The 23,722-nt window shown below is 65.8% G+C and carries 20 protein-coding genes and 1 pseudogene; 9 read left to right on the forward strand and 12 right to left on the reverse strand.

Annotated features, from left to right (window positions below; all coding sequences use genetic code 11):
• Positions 1-190: 190 nt before the first annotated feature.
• From miaA to ITJ40_RS16155, 5 genes are all read right to left on the reverse strand, one after another.
• Positions 191-1,336 carry a tRNA (adenosine(37)-N6)-dimethylallyltransferase MiaA gene (gene miaA, locus ITJ40_RS16135; protein ID WP_194668045.1) on the reverse strand — a complete coding sequence of 382 codons (1,146 nt, stop codon included), beginning with the start codon at positions 1,334-1,336 and terminating at the stop codon, positions 191-193.
• Positions 1,240-2,817: a GMC oxidoreductase gene (locus tag ITJ40_RS16140; protein ID WP_194668046.1), complete on the reverse strand. Its 1,578-nt coding sequence runs from the start codon at positions 2,815-2,817 to the stop codon at positions 1,240-1,242. Before ITJ40_RS16140 ends, miaA begins: the two co-directional genes overlap by 97 nt.
• Positions 2,818-3,948: 1,131 nt before the next feature.
• Positions 3,949-4,515 carry a hypothetical protein gene (locus ITJ40_RS16145; protein ID WP_194668047.1) on the reverse strand — a complete coding sequence of 189 codons (567 nt, stop codon included), beginning with the start codon at positions 4,513-4,515 and terminating at the stop codon, positions 3,949-3,951.
• Entirely contained in the window at positions 4,512-5,141 is a 630-nt protein-coding gene (locus ITJ40_RS16150; RefSeq protein ID WP_194668048.1) for a recombinase family protein, read from the reverse strand. Before ITJ40_RS16150 ends, ITJ40_RS16145 begins: the two co-directional genes overlap by 4 nt.
• Before the next feature lie 255 nt (positions 5,142-5,396).
• The gene (locus ITJ40_RS16155) at positions 5,397-6,032 is read right to left on the reverse strand and encodes a DUF2599 domain-containing protein (protein ID WP_194668049.1); all 636 of its coding nucleotides are present in this window, start codon (positions 6,030-6,032) and stop codon (positions 5,397-5,399) included.
• 1,177 nt (positions 6,033-7,209) lie between these two features.
• Here ITJ40_RS16155 and ITJ40_RS16160 point away from each other — a divergent pair.
• Entirely contained in the window at positions 7,210-8,052 is an 843-nt protein-coding gene (locus ITJ40_RS16160) for a hypothetical protein (RefSeq protein WP_194668050.1), read from the forward strand.
• Between the two features lie 154 nt (positions 8,053-8,206).
• Positions 8,207-8,464 carry a hypothetical protein gene (locus tag ITJ40_RS16165; RefSeq protein ID WP_194668051.1) on the forward strand — a complete coding sequence of 86 codons (258 nt, stop codon included), beginning with the start codon at positions 8,207-8,209 and terminating at the stop codon, positions 8,462-8,464.
• Between the two features lie 59 nt (positions 8,465-8,523).
• On the opposite strand, the gene ITJ40_RS16170 is transcribed toward ITJ40_RS16165, so the two are convergent.
• Together ITJ40_RS16170 and ITJ40_RS17300 are read right to left on the reverse strand one after the other, a co-directional pair.
• Positions 8,524-9,087 carry a hypothetical protein gene (locus tag ITJ40_RS16170; protein ID WP_194668052.1) on the reverse strand — a complete coding sequence of 188 codons (564 nt, stop codon included), beginning with the start codon at positions 9,085-9,087 and terminating at the stop codon, positions 8,524-8,526.
• Between the two features lie 868 nt (positions 9,088-9,955).
• Entirely contained in the window at positions 9,956-10,084 is a 129-nt protein-coding gene (locus ITJ40_RS17300; RefSeq protein WP_255526495.1) for a hypothetical protein, read from the reverse strand.
• Positions 10,085-10,882: 798 nt separating this feature from the next.
• On the opposite strand from ITJ40_RS17300, the gene ITJ40_RS16175 reads away from it, so the two are divergent.
• A complete protein-coding gene (locus ITJ40_RS16175; protein WP_194668053.1) occupies positions 10,883-11,170 on the forward strand; it encodes a type II toxin-antitoxin system HicB family antitoxin in 288 nt (95 codons plus the stop codon).
• 286 nt (positions 11,171-11,456) lie between these two features.
• Here ITJ40_RS16175 and ITJ40_RS16180 read toward each other — a convergent pair whose 3' ends face one another.
• Positions 11,457-11,798, reverse strand: a complete 342-nt coding sequence (locus ITJ40_RS16180) for a hypothetical protein (protein ID WP_194668054.1) — start codon at positions 11,796-11,798, stop codon at positions 11,457-11,459.
• A gap of 107 nt (positions 11,799-11,905) precedes the next feature.
• On the opposite strand from ITJ40_RS16180, the gene ITJ40_RS16185 reads away from it, so the two are divergent.
• The 4 genes and pseudogenes from ITJ40_RS16185 (at position 11,906) to ITJ40_RS16200 (ending at position 14,375) form a co-directional block, all read left to right on the forward strand.
• The gene (locus ITJ40_RS16185; protein ID WP_194668055.1) at positions 11,906-12,400 is read left to right on the forward strand and encodes a hypothetical protein; all 495 of its coding nucleotides are present in this window, start codon (positions 11,906-11,908) and stop codon (positions 12,398-12,400) included.
• A gap of 118 nt (positions 12,401-12,518) precedes the next feature.
• Positions 12,519-12,728 carry a hypothetical protein gene (locus ITJ40_RS16190; RefSeq protein ID WP_194668056.1) on the forward strand — a complete coding sequence of 70 codons (210 nt, stop codon included), beginning with the start codon at positions 12,519-12,521 and terminating at the stop codon, positions 12,726-12,728.
• Positions 12,729-13,037: 309 nt separating this feature from the next.
• Positions 13,038-13,109, forward strand: a pseudogene (locus tag ITJ40_RS17500) (cell filamentation protein); the annotation flags it as partial.
• Positions 13,110-13,715: 606 nt separating this feature from the next.
• A complete protein-coding gene (locus ITJ40_RS16200; protein WP_194668057.1) occupies positions 13,716-14,375 on the forward strand; it encodes a hypothetical protein in 660 nt (219 codons plus the stop codon).
• Between the two features lie 169 nt (positions 14,376-14,544).
• On the opposite strand, the gene ITJ40_RS16205 is transcribed toward ITJ40_RS16200, so the two are convergent.
• The gene (locus ITJ40_RS16205) at positions 14,545-14,880 is read right to left on the reverse strand and encodes a hypothetical protein (RefSeq protein ID WP_194668058.1); all 336 of its coding nucleotides are present in this window, start codon (positions 14,878-14,880) and stop codon (positions 14,545-14,547) included.
• A 426-nt stretch (positions 14,881-15,306) separates the two neighbouring features.
• Here ITJ40_RS16205 and ITJ40_RS16210 point away from each other — a divergent pair, with 426 nt between their 5' ends.
• Complete coding sequence (locus ITJ40_RS16210; RefSeq protein ID WP_370532076.1) at positions 15,307-16,431, forward strand: ParB/RepB/Spo0J family partition protein; 1,125 nt, start codon at positions 15,307-15,309, stop codon at positions 16,429-16,431.
• Between the two features lie 1,247 nt (positions 16,432-17,678).
• Positions 17,679-19,502 carry a glycoside hydrolase family 3 protein gene (locus ITJ40_RS16215; protein ID WP_370532077.1) on the forward strand — a complete coding sequence of 608 codons (1,824 nt, stop codon included), beginning with the start codon at positions 17,679-17,681 and terminating at the stop codon, positions 19,500-19,502.
• Positions 19,503-20,104: 602 nt separating this feature from the next.
• On the opposite strand, the gene ITJ40_RS16220 is transcribed toward ITJ40_RS16215, so the two are convergent.
• The 3 genes from ITJ40_RS16220 to ITJ40_RS16230 form a co-directional block, all read right to left on the reverse strand.
• Positions 20,105-20,353, reverse strand: coding sequence for a hypothetical protein (locus ITJ40_RS16220; RefSeq protein WP_194668060.1), 249 nt, complete (start codon positions 20,351-20,353; stop codon positions 20,105-20,107).
• A 277-nt stretch (positions 20,354-20,630) separates the two neighbouring features.
• On the reverse strand, positions 20,631-21,821 hold the full coding sequence (locus tag ITJ40_RS16225; RefSeq protein WP_194668061.1) for an ATP-binding protein: 1,191 nt from the start codon (positions 21,819-21,821) through the stop codon (positions 20,631-20,633).
• A gap of 86 nt (positions 21,822-21,907) precedes the next feature.
• On the reverse strand, positions 21,908-22,417 hold the full coding sequence (locus ITJ40_RS16230) for a hypothetical protein (protein ID WP_194668062.1): 510 nt from the start codon (positions 22,415-22,417) through the stop codon (positions 21,908-21,910).
• Positions 22,418-23,722: the final 1,305 nt, after the last annotated feature.

Consider the following 23,722-nt stretch of genomic DNA (forward strand, 5'->3'; position numbering starts at 1 on the left):
TGGACTTGGTGTCTGTTCCCTGGCTGGGGCTGGACTTGGTGTCCGGTCCCCTTGAAGCGTGATGAGAAGGTAGCACCTGGTTGAGATGAGTCAGAACGAGTTCTCCACAGGGCTTAGGTGGGTGCGAAACGATCTCCTCGCTGGCAGCGCTGTCCCTGCGGCGAGGCTGCAGGCAGCCTCGAGAGAGGGCTCATGCTGTCTCAGCTGGCGTGCGGACGAAGCGTCGGGCTAGCTCTGCCAGCCGCTGACGATCCGAGCCCGTCACATCGAGGACCTCGGCGTCGGCGTATCGCGCGAACCAACGGACCTGACGCCGGGAGTAGTTCTTGGTCACTCGCGTGGTGGATGTCACGGCATCCTCTATTGAGCACCGGCGGTCTAGGACTGCAATCGCCTGAGGGTATCCGTGTGCGGTACTTGCGGTCTGTCCGGCTTCGAGTCCCTGCTGGCGGAGCCTATCGACCTCGTCGAGGAGACCATCACGGAACATGCGTTCTGCTCGTGCATGTAGGGCAGGGAACAACTGCTCGCGGTCCCGTCGTAGGTGGACCGCACGGTAGCCGCGCCACACGTGGGGTGCCGGGGGCAACGAAGGTACGCTCTGGCCGCTCCGGATCGCAATTTCCAGTGAGCGGATCAACTGGCGGGGGTTTCGACGGTCGATCCTCGCTGAGGCAACTGGGTCAAGCGCATGTAAACGGGCCAGTAGGTCGTCTGGACCCAGCTTCTGATGATCACGCTCGAGTTCCGCACGCAGGTCGGGGTCAGTGGCGGGGAAATCGAGGTCATGGAGAACTGCGGATATGTAGAGTCCGCTACCGCCGACGAGGATCGCGACGTTGCCGCGACCGATGATGTTGTCGATGTCAGCCCGGGCTCTCGCGCGGTAGGTGGCTGCGGTCGATCGTTCCGTCACATCGAGCACGTCGAGTTGATGGTGCGGGATGTCATGCCGGTCTGCAACAGGAATCTTGGCGGTCCCGATGTCCATGCCTCGGTAAAGCTGCATGGCATCGGCATTGACGATCTCCGCGGTCACGCCCAGTTCGCGATACCGAATTGCGACTTCAACGGAGAAATCTGTCTTCCCCGTTCCCGTCGCTCCAACGATCCCGATCAGATTGTCATGGTGACGCGCAGGCGCTGGAGCAGCACATCTGGGTGCGAGCGCAGCGCCGCCAGCGGCGCCGCCGTCGCGTAACGCTTGGGTAAGAAGCGCATCATCGTGGTTTGGCGGGATCACTGCTGTTCCTCGTCCCACCCGTGGTGTCCGCGTCTCTCGAGCTCCCGCGCCAGCCGCCGGGCAAGCGCGACCATGGTGAGGAACGGATTCCATGACCCGTGGAACGGGAATGCGGCGCCGCCCAGGATGAACAAGTTGGTTGTACCTCGGAGTCGACCCCAGATGTCGGTGACCGAGCTTGCCGCGTCGGTGCCCATGCGCAGCGTCCCTGTCTCGTGGAACGCCGTCGGCACTCGCCGGGTCGGAAGGCGCCCCTGCCATTGGTCCTCAACGGCATTCCAGTATTCGACTCGCGCGCCTCCGGCGACCGAGGACACCACCGCATCGATTGCCTCGTCCATCTGGTCCCAGACGTGCCTGTCGAAGTCGTCGAGGTGGATGGAGCTGATGGTCCGCCCACGCGTGTCAATCCAGATCCTGTTCATGTCTTGGCCGATTTGGCATAGCCCGTGGACGAGCAGGACCACGTGCTCTGGGTCGCACATGCGCTCGGGTGTGCCATCGCCGAACATGTCCGGCAACAAGTGGAAGACGCGTTGAAGGTCCCGTGCGGGCGCGGATGTGGCAGCGGCCGTGAGGTGCAGATGGAAATCTCGCGGCCCTGCCGTGCCGTTGATGTAGAGCGCGGCGAGCTCTGGTCGGTCGTGTGACAGGCCGCGAAAAGCAGTGCGTGGAATGCGGCAAGTTAAGAAGCTGGCGCCGCTAGCTGATAGGCGTTCCCCGGCGAGAGGTGTGCCCAGCTCCGGTTGGGAACGCAGAACGATGCTGGTCGCTTCTGCGCTACCGGCGGCGAGGATGACCCGTGTACCGCGCACGTCAACATCGCCGTGCTGCGTGCGTATGGCTACGACTTCACCGTTCGTCACCGACAGCGAATGGACCATGCAGCCGGTCAGAATCTGGATGCCGTTGTGATCAGCGGCTGCGCGTACGAGCGGGACGATGGCGGCGAACTTCTGGCCTCCGCCGTCGACATGGGGTAAGTAGGCGAGCGGCGCATCGAGGTCCTTGTCGCACGCGGGGGTGACGAGACTCCTCTGGCGAACGGTGGCGCGAACGGATGACTTTCGTATGGCTGTATGCAAGGCGGCGTACTCGGGACCGGTGTCCACTGCGGGACGCGCTCCGAGCCAACTCCGGGCGTCATGCCAGTGTGCGTCGAGGTCGTCGATGATGTCTCGCGGCCAGCTGCGTAGCTGATCGCCTGTCGGTTGTGGACACGAGCCGCTCCACACGAGCGTGCGCCCCCCGAGATGTGGAACTTGCGGAGCCAGCGAAAGGTCGCCCTCGGACTCCCATGGCGATGCTCCCATCGAAGCCATCAGGGGCTGGTACGAGACACCGAGGTTCTGCGCATGTGTGGGAGTCATCGAGCCCCCCTGTTCGAGGACCAGGACCCGCGCCTCTGGGCGTTGCTCTAACGTGGCATCGATGAAAGCGGCCGCGGTCCCGCCGCCGCCGACGACGACGTAGTCGAATGTTCCGTCGATCTCGTCGAGTGGGGATCCGGTGGGTGAAGGAGCCTGCTCCCGGGCTTGGCCGGAGTTGAGGCGATGGACCTGTGTGGGTTGCATGGAACCCCCTCTGTCGGTGGGATCGGTAGCGCCTAGGGTGGCCACGCCACGAGGCGTCCGCGAATTCTCTGCACACCCCTCATTGCGCGCTTGTGGGGATGACCTCACGGAATCGCGTCAGCGGTGGTTGCTTCGATGGCCTTCGAGTCACGCGGAGAGTGGCCAGGAGTTCCGTGACGGGACCGTCCGCGCAGACACGTCCCACAGGATTTGCGGATCCCTGTCGCCGCACGAGAAGGCGACCTGTCCATCGCGGCCAGCGGGTTTTGATCCAGGCGGCATTATGCAGGATGTAGTGTAGGTCGTACATTTCCACTAGAGCGCGTTGCGTGCGCACCGGCCGGTGTCGAAGAAGTTGCCTCCTTCGCGATCCCGCAGGCCTTGGGTTGCGGGACAGGTGTGGACTTCGCCCTGCCCCTATTCGTCGGCGCCGTCCTCGGCCTCACGGCAACGCAGACCGGCGCGCTCCTGGCCGCGGGGCTCGCCGAAGTTTCATGCGATGAAATCAGTAACGCCCCGGGTATTTACACCTGCCCGGGGCGCTACCGATTTTACCTGGGGCTGGACTTGGTGTCCGGTCCCGGGTGAGGTACGGACTTGGTGTCCGTGCCTCGTTGTGGTTGGCCAGGGAATGGACTTGGTGTCTGTTCCCTGGCTGGGGCTGGACTTGGTGTCCGGTCCCCTTGAAGAGTGATGAGAAGGTAGCACCTGGTTGAGATCAGTCAGAACGAGTTCTCCACAGGGCTTAGGTGGGTGCGAAACGATCTCATCGCCGGCAGCGCTGCCCCTGCGGCGAGAAGCGGTCGGAGCCCGATACGGAACACCGCAGCCGCGACTGTCCCGCAACCATGGCCCGCACGGGCCGGCCGAGCCAGGCAAGCTCATCGCCGGTTGCGTGACGGGTAGGGCGGCGTGGGGAAGCTCATCGGGTACGCGCGGGTCTCGACCGGCAGCAGGGCACGGATCGCCAGATCGTCACAGCGCTCGGACAGTGCAGCGGATCCTGTGCATTTGTGGTGGGATCCCGTCACCCGTGAGACACTGGGCGGGTCGCCCCATTGCGGTGGGGTTGAAAGTGAGTCTCGGGAGTTCCTGCTGGAAGTAGGGCCCGAGACTTTGCGCTTTAACCGGTCAGCCGTCGACGGTGATGATCTGGATGTCGCCGAGGGCGGCGAGCGGTTCGGGGTTGCCCACGCGGTCCTGCACGATCGCGCCGCAGATGATGTCCGCGACCCACAGGACGGGTTCCACGGGGCCTCGTCGGTGATCGAGCCGGAGCGGTCTGTTGAGGGCGCGTGCGGCGCGGAGCGTGTCGAGGTGGTCGCGATCCCGCCGGTCATCTGCCGGTCCACGCGACTCCGCTACGAGGAGCGCGACGTCGCGCATCGTGAGTTCATGCAGAAGCCGTTCCATCGTCTTCCGGCGCCGTCGCTCGAACGGTTCGGTGCTGTCGACCGAGCGGACCACCACCAGCCGTTCGAGAGCGAGCTCTGCGACTGCGGCGGCGAGTTGCAGGCGCCGGGGTTCGCTCTCCTCATGCCAGTGCACCTTCCTGACCTTGGTCCGCCGTAGTCCGTGCATCACGTCCCGCACCGTGTCGAGGTGCTGCTCGTCGCAGATCGCGGCGGCGAGGATGTAGGTGCCGGGGTCGCGGTTCTCCTGGGATCCAGACTCGTCGACGAACGCGGTCCGGGTCACGTCGTCGGTTCGTCGTCGACGCGGGGCAGGGTGACCTCGGCGCTCGTGGTGACCGGGTGCCGGTCCAGCGCCCGGTACACGGTGGCTCGGCCGATCCCGAACAGCTCCACGAGCTCGGAGACGGAGTGATCGCCGGCGCGGTGCAACGCGACCAGGTGCCGCTCCTGGGCGGGCGAGAGCTTCGGCTTGCGCCCCTTCAGCTTCCCTCGAACTCTCGCAACAGCCATTCCTTCACGGGTGCGGGCGCGGATGAGGTCGGACTCGAACCCGGCCACCATCCCGAGCACGTTGAACAGCAGCCGGCCCACCGGGTCGGTGGGGTCATAGACCGCGCCGCCGAGGTTCAATCGGACTTCGCGTTGCGTGAGCTCTTCGGCGATATCCGTCGCGTCACGGAGGGATCGAGCGAGGCGGTCGAGCTTGGTGACCACGAGCGTGTCGCCCTCTCGGCACGCCGCCAACGCCGCACGCAGTCCCGGTCGGTCCCGGTTCGTGCCGGTCATGCCCTTGTCGCTGTAGATGAGCCGCGGCGGCACTCCGAGGGCCCGCAAGGCCTCCCGTTGTGCGGTGAGGTCCTGGGCATCGGTGGAGACGCGAGCGTAACCGACGAGGACGGACGAAGTCATGAGACCAGTCTCACATAAGGCACCGTCACCGGACCCTCATGCGGACCACCTATGTGAGACGTCCGATTGTGCGCAGGTTTGAGGAGAGCCGCCGACCGGAGTCATGTCCGGTTGATGATCGGCTGTTGAGACACCGGTGAATCGCACACGTCACACCGCCGAAGGCGGCCCAGTGTCTGATTCGGGACGTTCCTGTGCGGACGGGATTGCCTACCGCGTTCAAGCGGCTGGCTGCCCCGATGGAGTGGCTGCCGGTCAGTCTTCTCTGCCACCGCCGGGGTTGCAGTCAGCGGCGATAGTTCGGGCGAGTCCTACGTCGGGGCGCTTGCTGTCCAGGTTCCAGCTTGGCTTGTTGGGCGCGCGCAAGCGGACTACCTGCCAGTGGCATGTGAACTGGTCGTGAAGGTTGTTGTGGTCGAGACGTGAGCGAGTGGTCTTCTCAAGCGCTTCACCCCACACTGCTTCGTTTGCAGCGTATGGAGCGAAGATGATGTTCCGGCCGGCCTCGGTAGGGTAGATCTCCGCTGTCGGGCCCCACTGGTCTCCTGGGGTCCAATCTACGTGGCTGATCAGTGCCACGCCGATCCAGGGGTCGGTGACGATGGGGTATTGGAAGTGGCCAGCCTTGTGATCCACGAACTGGGTCAGCGTGTCGCCTGAGATACCGAAGTGCGTTGGCACAGCCGTACCAGAAGCATCCTTCGCCCACGGAGCCGATACCCCAGCGACCCACTGGTTCTTGCTGTTCACGACGCTGACCGACCCGCTGTCGCCGTTAGACGACAAGTGCGTCCCTGCGGGAAGGTTGAAATCGTAGGTGAAGGACGCCGGGGCGTCGATGTTACGAATCACCGTCGTGAACTCGACTGCTCCTTCGTTCTTCGGGAGCACAACGGTGCTCGATCCGTTGCCGTTGTCGAAGGTGCTCTCGGTCGAAGTCGATGTGATCTAGTGCGCATCCCGTGCGAACGGCAGCGCGACCTCGATCGGTGCCTTGCCCTGAGTTGAGATGCTCACTGGCTGCTCCGCATCGGCGGGAACAATAGCCGTCGTGCCCCACTGATCAAGGGTGTACGCACGTCCGGGCTGGCCACCGACACCAGCGTCATCCGAGGACGTTGCCGTTGCCCGGAAGGCTTCGGGGGCTATCGTTCGCACTGCGCTGAGGCCGCTGACATCCGTAAGTGCGTTCGCGGTGGTGGGATGGATGAGTCCGGTCGCGACGAGCCCGACGATTCCGAGCGCCGATCCCCAGTGACGTACTGACATAGCGATGTCCCCTGTCCTAATGCGGGGCAGTGCCGTCCAGATTGTTGGGTCACCCGTGCGCCGCGGTCGGACCATAACTGTCTGCGACGAGTTCAGTGTGAGTTGCTCACACGGGGTTGGTGTGGCGTGTGTCTCTCGCGTGTCGATTCGCACGAACCGCGGACACTGCGGCCACGGCCACGAATCCAACCAACCCGAGCAAGACTCCGATGTACGAGCCACCCAAGGCCACCTTGAGCGCAACGGGTACATCTGCGCTGCTGTCGGACAGGTCGAACGCGACGCCCCACAGCTCCCACGCGGTCACCGCTGAAACAAGGAACACCAGCGCAAGCGCACCCGCCGTAACGGCCCAGGACCAGCGGTTCACTGACCGTGAGTACATCGACGTGAGTCCCATCCCGCCGACGAGTACCGCGAGAACCCCGACCACCGCAAGCGGGGGGGAACACGGCTGCCACGACCAAGCAGGCCGGACCAGCTACCCCCATGAGTAGGACCCAACGCTTCACGGCACTTTGAGACATGACGACTCCCTCGCGCCGCTCACTGTGGCTACGTCATCGTCGCGCCATCGCTCGATTCCCACCTAGACGATCCACAAGGGGGTGGTGTTGAAGCACGCGCATGCGTTGGTGAGGGCACACCGCAATCAGGTGATGAGTCGCGGCCGCAGCTCTCCGTAACTAGACCGGACAGGCATCCCCTATCGGACAAGGCAACTCATCGAAGGAGGGACGTACAGTGACCGCGCGCGAGCAGCCCGCGAGATGGGGGTCACCAGCAGAAGGGGAGCAGCATGACGAAGCCAGAAGACAGGGCTCGTCCGGATGAGGGCGATCTGGAGAGATGGGCTCGCAAGATCGTGAGCGAGAGCATCGGCGTCCCCGTCGACAGATACGACGACGGACTGGAGAACGGGCAAGTGGACGCAGTGATCCGGACCGAAGCAGGTCCAGTCCCTCTTGAGGTTGTTGGCGACCACGACAGCGCGTTCACGAAGACCTGGAACCGGCTCAAGGCGAACAAGTTTCGCTTCGTCGCAGACCCGGAACAGCCCTCCTGGCACGTCATCGTCAGCAGGAACGCGCAGCTCAAGAAGCTGGAACAGTCCCTGCCGGCACAGCTCGCGTCGATGACCTACGCCGACAACCCCTTTGACTACCCGTCGTCCAACAACTTCGACAGCGAAGATGACTACGCGGAGCGGCTGCGCACGCGTGAGGCTCTTGAGCGGCACGGGGTGCAGTGGCTGGCGCCGATCGATGGCATGGGCATGATCCGGGCCTCCGTCGGGGGGTGGAACAGCTGGGAAGACCCCATCGAGTTTCTACCGTGGATTCAGCGCATCCTCAACCGGCATCCCGACAAGGCCACAAAGCTCCAGAAGTTCGGCGGCGCTGAGACGCACGTCTTCATCTGGGCGACCGTGGGCAAGGTCTGGTCAGTCAACTCGATGCTGATGCAGGACGACGACGATCAACCGTCAATGCCCGAAGGGGCGCCCGTGCTTCCTGACGGCGTGACGGATGTTTGGATCGCCAGCACGATGAGTAGGCGAGACTGTCTGCACTGGTCTCCTCGTACGCAGTGGGAGCGCTTCGAGTGGGAACCAGACGACGAGTCGGCCTCCTTGACATAGGCAGGTGAGCGCCGCCCCGAGGCGCCTCCCCTGTCGAGGCGCGGAGCGTTGCAGTGTCCTGAGCGCGGACGCCGGCACCGATGGTCGGTGTGGCAAGGCGATGATCTTCGCCTCCTGAGCTAAGGTCGATCCACGGTTGAAGAAGGGGAGCGCTGTGACAACCATGAAGCGAAAGATCGTAGGAGCAGCAATAGTTGCAGGGGTCGCCGCAGGCCTGGCGACGGTACCAGGGGCTGCCTTTGCCGCCCCTCGAGACGCCGAGCGCGTCAAGGTCGACTTTGCAACGACATCGGTCGCCCCTGGCCTGGGGATTCACGACACCAAGAGCCTGGTTGCCTTCATCGCTTCCGATCGGCACAAGACCATCAACATCGACACGGACACCAACGCCGTCACCTCCGTCTCGGGCTGACGCCAGGACGCGAGAAGGGGTGAGCGGCGTTTCGCCGCTCACCCCTTGTCATGTGCTGGCTATGAAGTGACCACGACCTTAAGTCCTCGGACGTTGTTCACGGTCGAACGGTCGAAGGTGATCTCCGAGTTGTGGCCGAATGGGTCGGTCGTCGACGAGGCTCCGCTGTTGTTGATCGTGTAAGTCAGTTGGCCGCCCCAGTTATTGGAATCCATTGTGCCGCGCCATGGCCAGGACCCGTTGTAAGTGCCAGCTCCAGAGAAGCCGAAGTTTGCATACGGAGTCTTCGCTGCGGACCAGCAGAGGGCACCCGACTCGCAGGGGTTGCTGATGCCATCCAACTGTGCAGTCTTCGTGGTCTCAGTCACCGACTGGACCGTGTTCGTCGTGGGGTCGATCGTGATGACCTTCGGTGTTGCACTCTTTTCGAACGCCGTGAGCTGGTCCTCATTGGTGATCAGGGTCCTGGTCGAGACAGTGGTCTGGCCGATGGTGGTGACGTGGTGGCCGTCGCTCGCGGGGGCGGCGGAGGCCGCGATGGCCGGCGCCCCGAACGCCAGAGCAGCAGTGGCTACCCCGCTGACGATCGTGACGGCGGTGAGTCGCCGTGATGACTTGGACATTGCATCTCTTTCGATCCCGGGGCGTGTACCCAGCTGCGCTCTGCAACCACTGCCCACGCGGTGATCTTGACCCTCCGGCGGGACGCGCCGAGCGTCCATTCCACCGCGCTGACGCGCCGCCGTCGCGCTCGGCGACGGCTAGGGCGTAGGCGAACCACTCGGCACCGGCACCGACCAGGCGTGGGTACCAAGGCGGAATGTCTCGGCGACGCCGCGCCTGTTGACATCGAGGGGTGCGACCGGGAGCTCACGCAGCGTAAGGGTGCTCATGTGCCGAGGGCTGCGGGCGCGAGCGAGGTGGCCAGTTCGGCCTCGCGCGCGGCGGGCACATGACATAAGGTACATTATCGGCGAGGGAGTTAGCTCGAGTAGAGGGGTCCGAACGCGGTCGCCAGGACAGTGCCCGGGCGCCCGGATCCAGTTGCCAGCGGCGGACGTCGGTGTGGTGACCGTGAGCCGGTGAGGCGCGCGAGTTGTGGCCGCACGCCTCACCGGTCCTGGCCCGAGGGCTACACCCGGAGGGTGAAGTGCCGCCCGCAGTGCGTGCAGCGCTTCGGCCCTGCCACGAGTCGGCTGTAGGGGCCGAGGTTCCGGCGGCAGCCCGGGCACGTCACGAAGAGTCCGGAGACGCGTCGCGCGCTCACGAGCGAGCTCCGTTGATCCGGAGGATGCTCTCGATGGCGAGGTGGGGAACCCCTGCCGTCCGGTTGCGGTGGGGTTCTCCTGAGGGGATCTGCCGGGTACTGCTGGTTGTCGTCATGGACATGGTGCTGCTTCCTTTCGCCCGGAGGCGATCAGGTAGCCGTGGGAGGTCGTGATGTCGCATACAGCGAGGAGGGCAGTGCTCTCGCACTGCCCTCCCAGGGAGTTAGCCCTTGCCGAGTGTCGCCGCGGCGTTCGACTTGGCTGCCTTGCTCGACGAGTCGGACGCGAGGGTCCTTCCCGCACGGCTCAGCTGGGCGGTCGAGGGCTTGGACGAGCGCGAGGACTTAGCCATCACGGAACTCCTTCACTGCTACTTCACGAAGCAGGCCCCGACTCCCCCTGTCCGGGGGACAAACGGAGTCATCGGGGAACTGGGTCCCCTAGAATCGAAGTTGTCCTACCAAGACACTCCGGCCCCGACCTGCTGCATCTGCCTTCAACGGTGATGTCACTGTCGGGGCCTTCTGCGTTCATCACTGTACCGCTCGAAGCCGACATTTGCGCCTATGCCGCCGCGGATCCCTACCTATCCCTAGTTGTTGACGGGCTAGCCCGTCAAATCGCCGCTACGGGCCTCCAGTGGCGTTTGAGCCGCATGCAAGCATGGAGTACCCCCGAACTTATCCACAGGTGGAGGCGGCGGTTTACCGCGCTACTCACCCCTGGCTGCATAGGGAGTCCGCGTGCGCGAGGGAATCGTGTGCACAGGATTGCCGCTTCTCTCCACACGAGCGTTTGGAAATCCGGCACTGGTGTGCTGTCCGCGCGCCGCGCGGCGCCGCGCCCCCGTTTTGGGGCATGTAACGGATTGGTATCGTTGCACCCATCGGGTGCTCTTCCTCGACAACTCCATGCGTACGCATGACTTATATCTGTATATAAGGATATAACGGCTCGATCGACACAAGATGTTGGGTATGCACACTCCCCAGCTGGTGCGTGACGGCTGCGGATCGCGGTGGGCCCCGAGAGCCACGGTCGAGCGTCTCGTTCCGCATCATGCCGGTGCCTGCAGTTAGCTGTGAGCGGTTCGAGAACGCAGGTAGGGTGCTCTCTTCGGGCGATGCCTGGAGTCTGGTGAGGAAGAACGATGCCGCTCCTGCTGCACGTGTACATCTACCGCGAAGGCCGCTACTGGATCGTCGTCATTCCCGCAGTGGGCGCGGTCACGCAAGCGCGATCGACACAGGAGATCCGCATCATGGCGCGGGACTGCGCGGCACTCGTTCTCGACGTTTCCCTCGAGCGAGTGCGGATCGGCGCCGTGCGGACGCTGGCTCAAGCGCAACTCGCCCTGATGGAGCAGGTCGCGCCCCTTGGCCCCGTCTCGCCGGGCGCGTGGCGCGTCCGACGGAAGGGATGGGACAGGAAGAGCTGAGCGGGCGGTCCGGTCGTCGACCTCACCACTGGGGTCCTCGACTCTGCCTGCGACTACTCGTCGAGACGCGGGCGGACGAGAGCGACGGCCGTGGCGGCCGTGAGGCTGTCCGTGCCGGTGGCGTCCATGAGCATGGCTCGGCTTCCGCGCGGGCGGCGTGGCCGCGCCTCTGGGTACCCGGGATTAGCGCGAGCTCACCGCGCTCGGCGCGCTCGGCGAGCTCGTCGTAGTTGGTCATGCCCGTTCTCCTCCTTGAGTAGGTGCTGCCGTCGTCAGGTGGTGGTCATCAGCGCTCGGTCTTCGGGGGCTCCGGCTCGGCGGTGAGGATCCTCTCCCCGGATCGTCGCGCTCTCCTGAGTAGGTCCGCGAAGAACCTCAGGACCTCGTCACCGGGCATCAGCGCGAAGATCATGCCGACTTCCCACTCGGCGGCCGTCTCCTGCCGTGCCCTGTCCAGATCCACGGCGGCGATGCCAGCGTCGCGGATAACTGCTTGTGCGGCGCCATCTATGCGGGCTGCGCATGTCTCATTGTCCTCGGTTTCGCCCACTCCCGGGAGGCGAACCAGCCGGGCAAGGCCCTCGAGGATGAGTACCGCGTCGATGGAGGTCTGGTCGTCAAGGGTCATGCGGTCAGCGTCGCATCGCGCCAGGATGTGGCGAGCGGCAGACGCACACGGCCCCTGTCCGGAGCAGGATTCGGCGAGGCGGGGCCGCATGTAGGAGGAGGTGGGGTGTGGCGTTCCAGGGGGAGATCCTGTCCGTGACGGAGATGATCCGGCTCGCGGAGCTGGCGCCGCCGGCGCCGCGGAGCTCCGCGGGGGTGCTACACACCGCGGCGGGCGCTGCCCGCGACGCCGCTGAGCTCGTCGACGCCGGCGAGCCGTCGACGGCCGGCTGGCGGTTCGGAGTTCTCCAGACTCTCGACGACTACACGTCCACTTGCCGGCGCGGCGGCACGGAGCTGGGCGCGCAGGTGTTCACCGAACCACCGGCCCCGACAGGATCCCTCGAGCTCGACGCGGCGTTCGCCGCGCTGGCGGACTACCTCGCGGAGCGGGACGGCTGGGCAGCCCCAACTTGGATCCACGATGCGTGGCGGACCGTGAAGCCCGGCCAGTGGTGGGCGTCGACGCCCAACATCTACCGCGAGACCGCGCTCGAGGAGAGCCCCCGAGCGTTCCGCGAACGCGGCATCTTGATCACGCTCAGCGGCCTGGCTCGGGCATGACCACGTCGTGATCGGCGTGGCCCGTCCGGCCCCTCGTAACCGGTCCCTCACGGGGTCACGATTCCCAGGCGGACAACGCTCACAACCCGTATAATTTCAGGTGAGCAGGGGGGTTCCCATGAGCACCAAGATCACGCAGCGCAGTGCGCCGACGGTCGACGTCGAGCAGGGCATGGCGCTGGTCGAGAAGGCGCAGCAGCTCGCCGGTCACTTCCCGAACGCCGAGGCGCTCGGCCGTGCCCGTCGCGTCCTCGAGGGGACGATGACCGAGGACGAGGCTCGCGCGGAGGTCGCAGCGAAGTACGGGTTCCCTCTCCGCCAGCGCTGAGCGCCGGCGTCGCCCTGACGATCGCATGAGCGTCGACGACAAGTACACGTACCCGGGCAGCGTCGGCGTCCTCATCAATGAGGCGGGCATCCGCGACCACGTACAGCTCGACGAGGCCATGAACGACGTCGCGTTGTTCGTGCTCGCGAGGATCTACACCGAGCCGGCGCCGGAGAGCCTGGACCTCGAGTACCTCCGGGGGATCCACGTGCGCATGTTCGGGGATCTCCTCCCGGGGATCGCCGGCCGGATCCGCGACGTCGACGTCCAGGCGACGGGACCGGGATCCCGTACTGCAGGCCCGACTTCATCGAGGACTACCTCACCGGCCTCGACGCGGACACGTTCACCGAGCGGCTGGCTGATCGGTGGGGTGAGCTCTCCGCGATCCATCCCTGGCGCGACGGCAATACCCGCAGCCAGTCCATGTTCGTGGCCGCGCTCGCGCAGCGGGCTGGCCACCCGATCGACTGGGTGAGCATCGACGTCGACGAGCTCCGCCACCACCGCCTGCAGGCGATCACCGGCCCCGACCGCCCCTCGCTGGCTACCTCCGAGCTCACCTGATCGACACCGCGCCGACTAGGGTCCCCGAGGGCTTGGCGCCCCTCGGCGCTGCGCGCGCCGCCGGCCGCGAGCAGGGGGCGGCGCGCGACGCAGGCGAGGCGCCGGCCTATAGCCGTCGCGAGCTCGCCGAGCGCGAGATGCTTCGCGCGGCGGGCATCGACCCGAACGAGCGCAGCACACCGCACCGCGAGTCGTCGTCGATCCAGGGACCGCACGAGCCTCACCGTTCTCGCGGGGACGAGTCCCTCGAGAGATAGCCGACGCTCAACGACAGCGAGTCGTCGTCGTCAACCCCTGGTTGCACGGTGAGGAGGCATGGATGTGTGCCAAACCAACGCGAACTGCCGGCTGCTGGACGCCGCGCCGGCGCCGAGGAACCGCTCGATGCCTCGGCTCACCATGGCGCTATGGTCGTGGGCCATGGGATCTGCTGATCGTCGACGAGCCGCACGAGACAACGCCGCACAGCGCCGGGCGTACCTGGCTGCCGCGCAGATCACATACTGGCACGGCGGCTACCCCGGGCTCTCGGTCGGACAGGTTCTTCGCCCGCCCAAGGACATCCCGGGCGCGGCCGAGTACCTCCGTGAGCAGATCGCCTCCATGCAAGGGACGTCCTACGGTGAGCACCCCGGCGAGTTCGACCGCGTCTACATCACCATCGACCGGCAGCTCGCTCGCGCCTTCGCTCACAAGATGCGCAACCAGCTCGGAGAGTCCGTCGGCGCGCTGTACCGGGTGCAGCCGGTCGGCGCTCTAGAGCCGGATCCTGACTACGAGGACGTCGTCCCCGGGCTCTCCTCAAGCTGCCCTGTAGCCAGGCTCGAGGAGGACCCCGTCGTGATGACCCTCCTGGAGGAGCGCGCCGCGGCCGGCAAGTACCAGACATGGAAGACCGGTGGTCCGATGTACGACGCCGACGGCTGGATCCTCCCCAACGACGGGCTACGCGCATTCGGCCTCACCGAGGCCGACACCCGAGCACTTTGGGCCCCATGGACCCCCTGGCAGGAGTTCATCGTCGAGGACGAGCGCGTGAGTCGTTACCTGGCCGAGAAGCGCCAGCGCGCCACCTCGTAGAGCAGAGCCAGCCGCGAGCTCCAACCCGTCGACGTCGTCGGCGGTGATTCCCGGCGCGGCTCCCCCGGGAGGCCTTCCAGGGCTGCATCAGCCGGCACCGGCTCGCCGGATCCTTGACCTGAGCGGAGCCGCTGCGCGGCGCCGTTCACCTCAGCGGGGGCGGCGCCCCCTAGTCGGCGAACGGCGTCCAGTGCGGCAGCTCGGAGAGCCGCAGAGTGCTCGCGCCGTATCGCGCCGTGGTGCGGACCACGACCATCACACTGCCGCCCTCCTCGCCCGCCGAGACGGAATGCTCGACATTGGTGACCACCGACTGATCGACCAGGCCGAGACGCAACACGTCAAAGACGGCACGAAACGACTCGTGATGGAGAGCCACTACCTCCCCCATGCGTGGGAGCGCCTCCGACTTCAAATGCCATAGCATTGCCCAGCCGATGGTATTATCCGGCTCCGTTGAACTGATGCTCTTGACGACATGCAGGCGTAGATTCCAGGTAATCATCGTCACAGTGTGTCGGACCCTGCGCTGCTGCGGGGTGCGTGACGACAGCCTGAGCGGAGCCGCTGCGCGGCACCGTTCACCTGATCGGTGCCGCTGCTCGGAGGTGTTGGTCTGAGCTGTGCCGCTCCGCGGCGCCCTCTGCCTGATCTGAGCCGCTGCGCGGCGCTGTGTGGGCCCTGGCGGGCCCGTCTTTTTGCCGTGAAGCCTTCGGCGGCTCGGTCGCTGCGCTCCCTCGTAGCCACCTGCGGGCTCCGCGCAAGCGGCTGCGCCGCCGGCTCCTCCGAGATTTTCGGGACGCGGTCGCAAGCTCCCTTATTTCGCCCCGAAATTTTCTCCCCCACCGCCCTTCGGGTTGCACTACGCCCTCCGGTCGCTAAGGCGTAAAAACGCCTTCACGGCAAAAAACGAGTGGAAGAGAGAACACACGTGACGATTACCGAGAACACCACCAGCACCAACGGGGTCACCGAGTACCTGGACCCGAACACGCTCATCATCGAGGAGAACGTGCGCCCCAGCGCGGACCTCACCCGTGAGTTCGTGCGAAGCATCACGGCGAACGGTGTCCTGACGCCCGTCCTCGCCCGCAGAGACGTCGAGGGCCGCGTGCTCGTCCGCGCCGGACAGCGCCGCACCCTCGCCGCACGCGAGGTCGGCCTGACCACGATCCCCGTGCACATCATCGAGGGCGACGACGCCACCGCCGAGCGGATCGTGCAGCAGCTCGTGGAGAACGACCAGCGCAGCGCGCTCACGGACGTAGAGCGCACGGTCGCGTTCAAGCAGCTCTCCTTGGAGGGCATGAGCATGGCCACGATCTCCAAGCGCACCGGTACCGGACCGCGAGTGGTCAAGAAGACGCTGAGGGTCGCGAACACGCCTTCCCCGGCCGCGGCGCTCACCGACCACCAGCTCACCTTGGATCAGGCCGCCGCGCTCGTCGAGTTCGACGAGTACCCGGAGATCCAGGCTCGCCTCATCGAGACGGCGCGCACGCGCCCGGCGCAGTTCGATCACGAGCTGCGGTTCTCACAGCAGGAGCGGGCACGGAAGCAGGCCGTGCAGGCGGCGATCAGCGACCACGAGAGCCGCGGCTACGTGATCGTGGATCCCCAGAACCCCGAGCACGCGGACTTCGTGCCGGTGCGTGATCTCGTGACGGTCGAAGGCGGCGACGCGCTCCTGACTTCGGAGAAGATGGACGCTCGACGGCCGCGGGGTGCGCGTGGTCGCCTACCTTCGCGAGCCGGTGGCGGTGTACTACCTCCGCGACCCCGAGGCCGTCGGCTACCGCCGAGACGAGACCACCGGAACGCCCACGAGCCCAGCCACGGGCGCGGGCTCCCAGTCGGAGGAGCAGAAGGCCGAACGCCGACGGGTCATCGCCAACAACAAGGCATGGGCCGCTGCCGAGAGCGTGCGGCGCGAATTCGTCGCCGCGCTCGTCACCCGAAAGGCGCTCCCGAAGGACACCGGTCATCGCGGCCGGGCTCACGACCCAGAGTGAGCGGAATGGGGGCGCGGTCGCCCCTACTCGAGCTGATGGCCTGATCTGCGTATGCCCGATAGCCGATCCCACGGGTCGCGCCTCGACGCGATGCCGGAGGCGGAGCTCGTGGCCGAATTGTCTCTTGATCCGGTCGACCTCGGAACGCTCGGTGGCTCGTCTGCCGGCCCCGTGGCGACGCGCTGCCACGTCGCTGTAGAAGTACAGCTGGTCGGGTGCGGTGACGAGGCGTACCCCGCGTATCATTTGCGGGTTCGCGAGGTCGGCGACCGTGGTGATGAGGAAGTCGCGTGCGCGGTGTCAGTCGATCGTCGCGGGCGTGTTCGCGGGGATGGCGGAGCCGTACAAGCCGATCGCGTCTTGAGGCAGCGCGGCCATTTCGTTCTGCAGGGGCGGCTTCCGGCGCCGTGCTGTCGCCGGTTCGGGACGACGGCGAGCGTGTGGATCGATAACCAGCCCAAGTTGTGGGGGCGCTCATCGGTGGAGCTGAATCCGTTGCTGCGTCCGATGGCTACGTGCCCGCCGATCATGGCCACGCAGGTGAGGACGCGGTCGTCAGGGGTCTGTAAGGGCTGCCGTCCAGCCGAAGATCGTTCCTGCGATCTGCTGCGTCTGCCGGGTGAGCTCCTGCTCGTCATCCCGTACTGCTGGCCGGATGTTGATCGTCACGGTGCCCGCCCTCTCGTGCTCGGTCTGGTGATCCACGCACGCCAACCAGCAACGGTCGCAGGGGCCGGACTCCGGCCACAGACCCAGTGAGCGATCCCCCGCTTCTCACGCGCAAGGGCCGAGGTGTCACATGATCGCCGGTGAGCAGGGGGACGATCCCATGAACAGCAAGTTCACGCACCGCGCGAGTGAGGCGCTCGACGTCGAGCACGAGATGGCGCTCGTCGGGAAGGCGCAACAGCTCGCCGGCCACTTCTCCCGACGAGGGGACCCTCCGGCTCGCTCGATGCGTGCTCGAGGGGCCATACCCACGAGGCGCGTGAGTGCGTGGACGAGACCACCTCCTGTCCACGGGTCCGAGCGTCGAAGACGTCGTCTATGAGCCAGCGGGTGTCCGGGCCGCACTGCTCGTCGAAGGATGGCTCCGGGACGCAGCCGACGAGCCGTCCGGTCCACCCGCGCGCTGCATGAGCAAGATGGTCGGGGTGGGGACGATCGGCACGGGGCGTGGAGCGGATCAGTAAGGTCTCCCGCGACACGTCATCGGGCAAAGCGTTTCTCGGGCCGAGCCCTGACGTCTATTCCGCCCGGCGGTCATTCGCAAGACGAACGGAGAGCAACCGTGATTGATGAGACGGCATCTCATGACAGCAGCCCCCTGAGCCGACGGGGCTTCATCGCTGTTGCCGCCACGGTCGGGGCGTCCGTCGCCTTGCAGGCGGCAGATGCAGCTGGTACTACGGCTCACGCGACCACGACGAGCGCCCAGGTCGACCGGATCGTCCGGGGCATGTCCCTTGAGGAGAAAGTCGGGCAGCTATTCGTCCTTGCCGTCTCCGGGCAGGCGGCTGACAGTGCCGACGACGCGGCCGCCACCGCGAACCGGGCGGCCTACGGAGTCGCCACCCCGGCGGAGGTCGTGGCGCGCCACAAGCCGGGCGGCATCATCTACTTCGCCGGAGCTCGAGGCAATCTTGCCGAGCCCGGTCAGATAGCGCGGCTCTCCGATGCTCTGCAGCGCGCCTCGGTGGAGGCGGGAGGGATACCCCTCCTCATCTCTACAGATCAGGAGCAGGGAGGCTACGTCGTGCGTGCTCCTGGGACCCTCCTTCCCGGCCAGATGGGACTCGCCTCTAGCCCGACTGCGTCCGCTGACGTGCGCGCGGTCGCAGCGATCACCCGTGACGAGTTGCGAGCCATGGGGATCCACCAGGCTTTCGCGCCGGTGGTGGACGTGGCGTCCAACCCGGCCAACCCCATCATCCACGTGCGCTCCTTCGGCGACGATCCGGCCCGCGTCGCATCGCTCGCGCAGTCCCAGATCGGCACGTTCCAGAAGGGACAGGGGATCGTGGCCGCGGCAAAGCACTTCCCCGGCCATGGAGACACTGACACCGACAGCCACACCGGCCTACCGGCCATCGGCCGGAGCCGCGCGGAGCTGGAGCGCATCGACCTCCCGCCGTTCGCCGCGGCGATCCGGGCCAGCGTAGGCGTCATCATGTCCGCCCACATCGTGGTCCCGGCGCTCGACCCCAGCGGGGACCCAGCGACGCTGTCCCACGCCATCATCACCGGCGTCCTCCGTCAAGAGCTCGGATACGACGGCGTCGTGATCACGGACGCGCTCGACATGGCCGGCGTCCGTCAGCGCTACAGCGATGCTCGTGTTCCCGTGCTGGCGCTGAAGGCTGGCGTCGACCAGCTCCTCATGCCGCCAGACTTCCCCGCCGCGCGTGACGGGGTGCTCGCTGCCGTCCGCGACGGCGAGCTGTCGCAGGAGCGTATTGACCAGTCCGTCGTCCGCATCCTGCGTCTCAAGCAGCGGTTCGGCATGCTCACGACGGTGCCGATCGCCGGCGACCCCTCTAGCGTGGCCAGCGGGGCGCACCTCGCTACCGCTGCTCAGGTCACCAACCGCACCATCACGCTCCTGAAGGATGACGGCGGCCTCCTGCCGCTGCCGGTCGGCCCTCGGAAGGTACTGGTCACGGGTTGGGGCGTTGGCACGACCACGAACCTCGCGGGGGTCATCACTGCCCACGGAGACACCACCACGCTCTTGACCACCGGCATCTCACCGGATGCGGCGGCCATTCAGAACGCCGCGTCGCTCGCGAAGCAGGTCGACCTCGTCGTGGTCTCCACACGCAACCTGGGTGCTGACACTAGCTCCGGGCAGCTGGATCTCGTCTCCGCGCTGATCGCGTCCGGCGCGCCGGTGATCTCCGTAGCGGTACTCGAGCCGTATGACATCGCTCGTACTCCTGAGGTGGGCACGCATCTGCTGACGTACTCCTACGCGAAGAATGCCCTTGAGGCACTGGGCCGTGTCCTGTACGGAGAGGTCGTCCCGACGAGCCGGTTGGCGGTGGACATCCCACGGGGCGACGGCACGGGAGTGCTGTACCCGCGGGGAGCGCATGTGGAGCTCGCGCGCTCCTGACGCTTACCCCCGCGACAGGACGTCCTGTACTCGTCGGGTGGGGCGTCCGGTGCACCAGGGCCCCGCCCATGCGCGCCTGGTTCTTCCCCACCCCCCACCGGGTGCCTCACCGGATCGGCACCGACGGCGTGTCGGCTGGGCGGTTGGGGTGCGCCACCTGACGGCCACGCGGGTGCCGACGTGGCCTCCCTCAGCGTTAGGACGCCCAAGTCGCGGAGAGTCTTGTGGGTCAACCCCGCTTCTGCCAGACGCACGTCGTGCTCCGCGTCTAATCGTGACTCGGCGGCCGCTCGCTCGGCCGAACGGCACTCCAATTTGTTCAAGAGCTTCCGCTCCGCCTCGTGCCACGCGAGAACATTAATTGCCGCCGCCGTCAACTTCCGCGCCTCATCGAACTCAGTTGTGGTTCGCCTGTAGATAACACCAACTCCGATCACAGGGACGGGGAGGGCGGCGATGTGGAAGTCCAAGATGGTCTAGGCAAGCTGCATATTGTGAGCACAATGGTTCCGCAGCTCTGAACTCTTAGCATGTCGGCACTGATCCGCAGAAGACGATGCGAGTATGGACGTCGTGGATGATGGTGTGGTCGAACATCTGCGCTACGTCCTCGTGTCGGCTTCTGCGAGCCGCTCTGCAAGCGGGCCCCCGATGCTTTGACGGAAATTGCAACCAAGGAGTTGCGGGACGTCGACCGTCGCTACGGACAGTAGCGGCTTGAGCATGCGAATGTGGCTCTTGAACTGCGCGCACTGGTCAGGGTTGTCCATGCCGTCGTCGAATTGCTCGAGCAAGGGCCCGACTATTTCGGTGATGTAGTGGAGGTCGCCGGGTGTGAGCGGCTGAGCCACCAGCTCCTGCTTGTAGGCCTGGCGGGATGCGGGTCAGCTTGCTCTTGTCGACGAGGAGCTCGGACACGATCTAATCGAGGGCGGCGACTTGCTCGTTTGCTGACTTCGACGTGCGCATCGCGCCGCGCTTGCTGTCAAGTGCGCGCCGAGGCCGGTGAGTTGCTGTGTGTAGTCTTCCACCTCATGACCGTGCCGCCGAAGGGCTCTGCTCGACTCTGTCAGATGCCGCCGCCGCCCCCGACCGCGCAGTCAATCGTATGCGCGGGTGCTTCCGTGATCAGGAGTCGCCGAGTTCATCCACGTCGTTCTGTCTGCGGATGAAGGCGTCCATGTTCGGGACGGTGAAGCTGACGTACCCACGGCGCTCGGGGTAGATGATGCCCTTCTCGATCAAGGACTGACGAACCGGGCTCAGTGAGGCGGCGGGCTTGGTCAAGCCAGCTGCGATGGCGGACGTGCTGGCCGTGCTCCCTCCGAGCTCGGCGATTTGGCGGAGGTACTCGCGCTCGAGCGGCGTTGTGCGGTCCCACCTCGCGGGGAAGAAGCCTTGGTCGAGGTCGGCGTTGCCTTCTTCGATGCCGGCGATGGCGACCTGGGCGTCGATGTTGCGGTCGGGGGCGAGTTCCCACACGGCCTTGCCGTAGGTCTGCAGGAAGAACGGGTACCCATTGGCGGCACCGAGGATCTCTTGGAGAGCTTCGGGCGTGAACTTGGCCCCGAACTTCTCGGCGGGCTTGGACAGAGCGATGGCGGCGTCGGCGGGTGGGAGGGCGCCGACTTCGCGGATCGTGAATCGTTCGGCGTAGGAGCGGGACTCGGCCAGGGTGCGGCGGAGCGTGGAGAGGCCGGCGCCGATGATGTAGAACGGCCAGTCGTTCTGGCCGGCCCGGTGCTGGACGGCGAGCAGGGCTGTGAGGAGGTCGGGGTCGAGGTCTTGCATCTCGTCGATGAAGATCGCGAACGCACTGTTGTTCTTCCGAAGCGGCAGGGCCAGGTCCGACACGAGCTCCTCGAGGTCGACCTCGAGGAGTCCAGAGTTGGCGCGGTGGGGTGAGGGCTCGACGCCAAGGGAGATGCCGCTGCCGGCGATGGTGGCGGTGAATGAGGTCACGCTCGACAGGGCGGTCTTCACCTCGTCGGCAGCGTGGCGGAAGCGCATCATCTTCCGTCCCGCCATCGCGATGCCCCGTGCAAGGGAGTGCCGGGCGATCAGCTTCCCGGCCTCCCCCGGCCGGGCTTCCAGCTGGACGGTCACCCACCCGGCGCTCTCCACGATGTGCTGCAGCCTCAGCAGGAGGACGGTCTTGCCCACGCCGCGCAGCCCGTAGAGGATCAGCCCGCCGTCGTTGCGGTGGACGCGGCTGTGGGCGACCATCAGGTCGACGAGGTCGGTCTCGGCCTGGCGGCCCACGAGCTCTGGTGGAGTGATGCCGGCACCGGGCCGGAAGGGGTTGATCAGTGGGTCCACGCCTCGACTCTACGGGAATCTAGTTGTATATGTCAGATTTACTAGATAGGCGTATAGATCTGCCGAATCGGTGACGCCAGCAGGGGTTAGGCGGGTGCGAGTTCGTCGAGGCGGTTCTTGTGGATCTTCTGTCCGAGGAAGGAGCAGACGCGGGGCCAGCGCCCGTCGATCGGCTCGAGCCTCGCGGAGTCGCTCGTGTCGCAGGGCTCGCCCAGGAGTGCGCCGCAGTCGAGGCAGGTGTGCTCCATCACTGCTTGCGCGTACAGTGCGCCGATGCTGGTCTTCTCGTCGGTGGTCAGGTGTCGCCAGCATGCGGGACCAGGTGCGTCACGGGGCAGGGTGACGACGTGCACTTGGCAGTCGTCGCCTCGGCCGCAGGGGGCCTGGGCGACTGCGTCGAGGATGGCTCGAACGGCTGCTTCGGTGGCGCGGTTCTCGTCGAGCTGCTGCGCGTAGGGCTTGCCCTCATTGTTGCCGCCGGCCCTGACCTGCTCGATGAGCTCGCGCGGCGCGAGCTCGTCGGTCCAGCGCTTGCCACGTGGGGTGAGCTCGGGCACGAGCCAGTCGGCGGTGAGGATCTTCTCCGCGAAGCTCACCTCCAGCGCGAGCTCCTCGAGGTCCTCCCGGGGTTGGAGGGGGTCGTATATCGCGCGTGGGCGGCGTAGCCGGTATGCAAGCAAGAACTCGTGCGACGCGGCTTCCAGTTGGTCGAAGGCGGCGGCGGTCGCGTCGGCGGCCGCCTGAAAGCGCGCGCTCAGCTCGTGCTACGGAGCGGCTCCCCTAGGGGGCCGGTCTCCGGTGGGTGCTCTTTTTGCGTCGGCTGGCTCGCCCGTACAGCCAGGGCGCAACAGCGCCCGCCTACGCCCGGGCAACCCCGGGAATCGCTTCTCATGACCGAGACGTGCCCAGACTGTTCATGACCACGGCCGCGTCATCGACGGCGACGAGGCCGCTCATCGAGCACGGCGGATGGTGTCCGTTCCGTGGCCGCACGCATATCGTCGACGGGGAAGCAAGGATCATGCCGCACGAGCTCACCGTCTTAGCACGCGTCCGCGTAGGTCTCCTGCGTGAACGGGTCGCCGAGCTCGCCAGGTGCCGGGTCACGTACCCGAGCGCATGGAATTTCAGACGAGGCCGATGATTGGAGTGGCCTTGTGGATCATTCGAGTCCTCCATGTTATCACGCACTAAAGTGCAAGAAGCCGTACAACATCTCACTTCGGCTATCTATCTAGGAGTATGCGAAATGCGATGGAAAAGCTCGACGAAACGGCTCAAGGGTCCCGCCCTCGTGGTTATTGCGGCCCTGGCTTTGTCTATGACTGCACCTATGGCTGCCAATGCGCGAACCACCCCGGACCGCAGTAGCCTGCCTATTGTGGTCGGCTCCCAGCTATGGGGTAAATGGTCGGGGCAAGACTGCACGGCCGGAGTGGTGCTTAAAAAAACAGGGGCGCATGCCTTTTTCTCACCTCGAGAACGTGGCGCTCGGTATGTAGTGATGGCCAAGCATTGTTTTAGGCGCGTTACTGAACCCGTCATAATGTATCTGCACGGTGGCCACACGGAAATCGAGGTGGGTCAAGTGAAGGCTTTCGCGGACCCGGATGATCTGGCCTTGGTCCGCATAGAAGGAGTCCGTCACAATTTCCACCACTGTGGCGGAGGTTCGGGAGGGCATCAGTGTACTGTATCATTCTCGTTCACGCCCCGTGCGTTTAACAAAGTACTACTTCCCGGTTTCGGCCCAGGGCACGAGACAACCCTGCCGATGGTCTCGCAGGGCGTTCCTGCGCCTCAGGAGAGATTCTGCACCGGGGGTGCTATCACACTGTCAATGTGCATCTGGACCAGCACCGCAGTTCCTGGTGAATGGGTTCCCAACCAGGTCTACGCTG

The organism is Clavibacter sp. VKM Ac-2872, assembly GCF_015351105.1.
GTDB lineage: Bacteria > Actinomycetota > Actinomycetes > Actinomycetales > Microbacteriaceae > Clavibacter.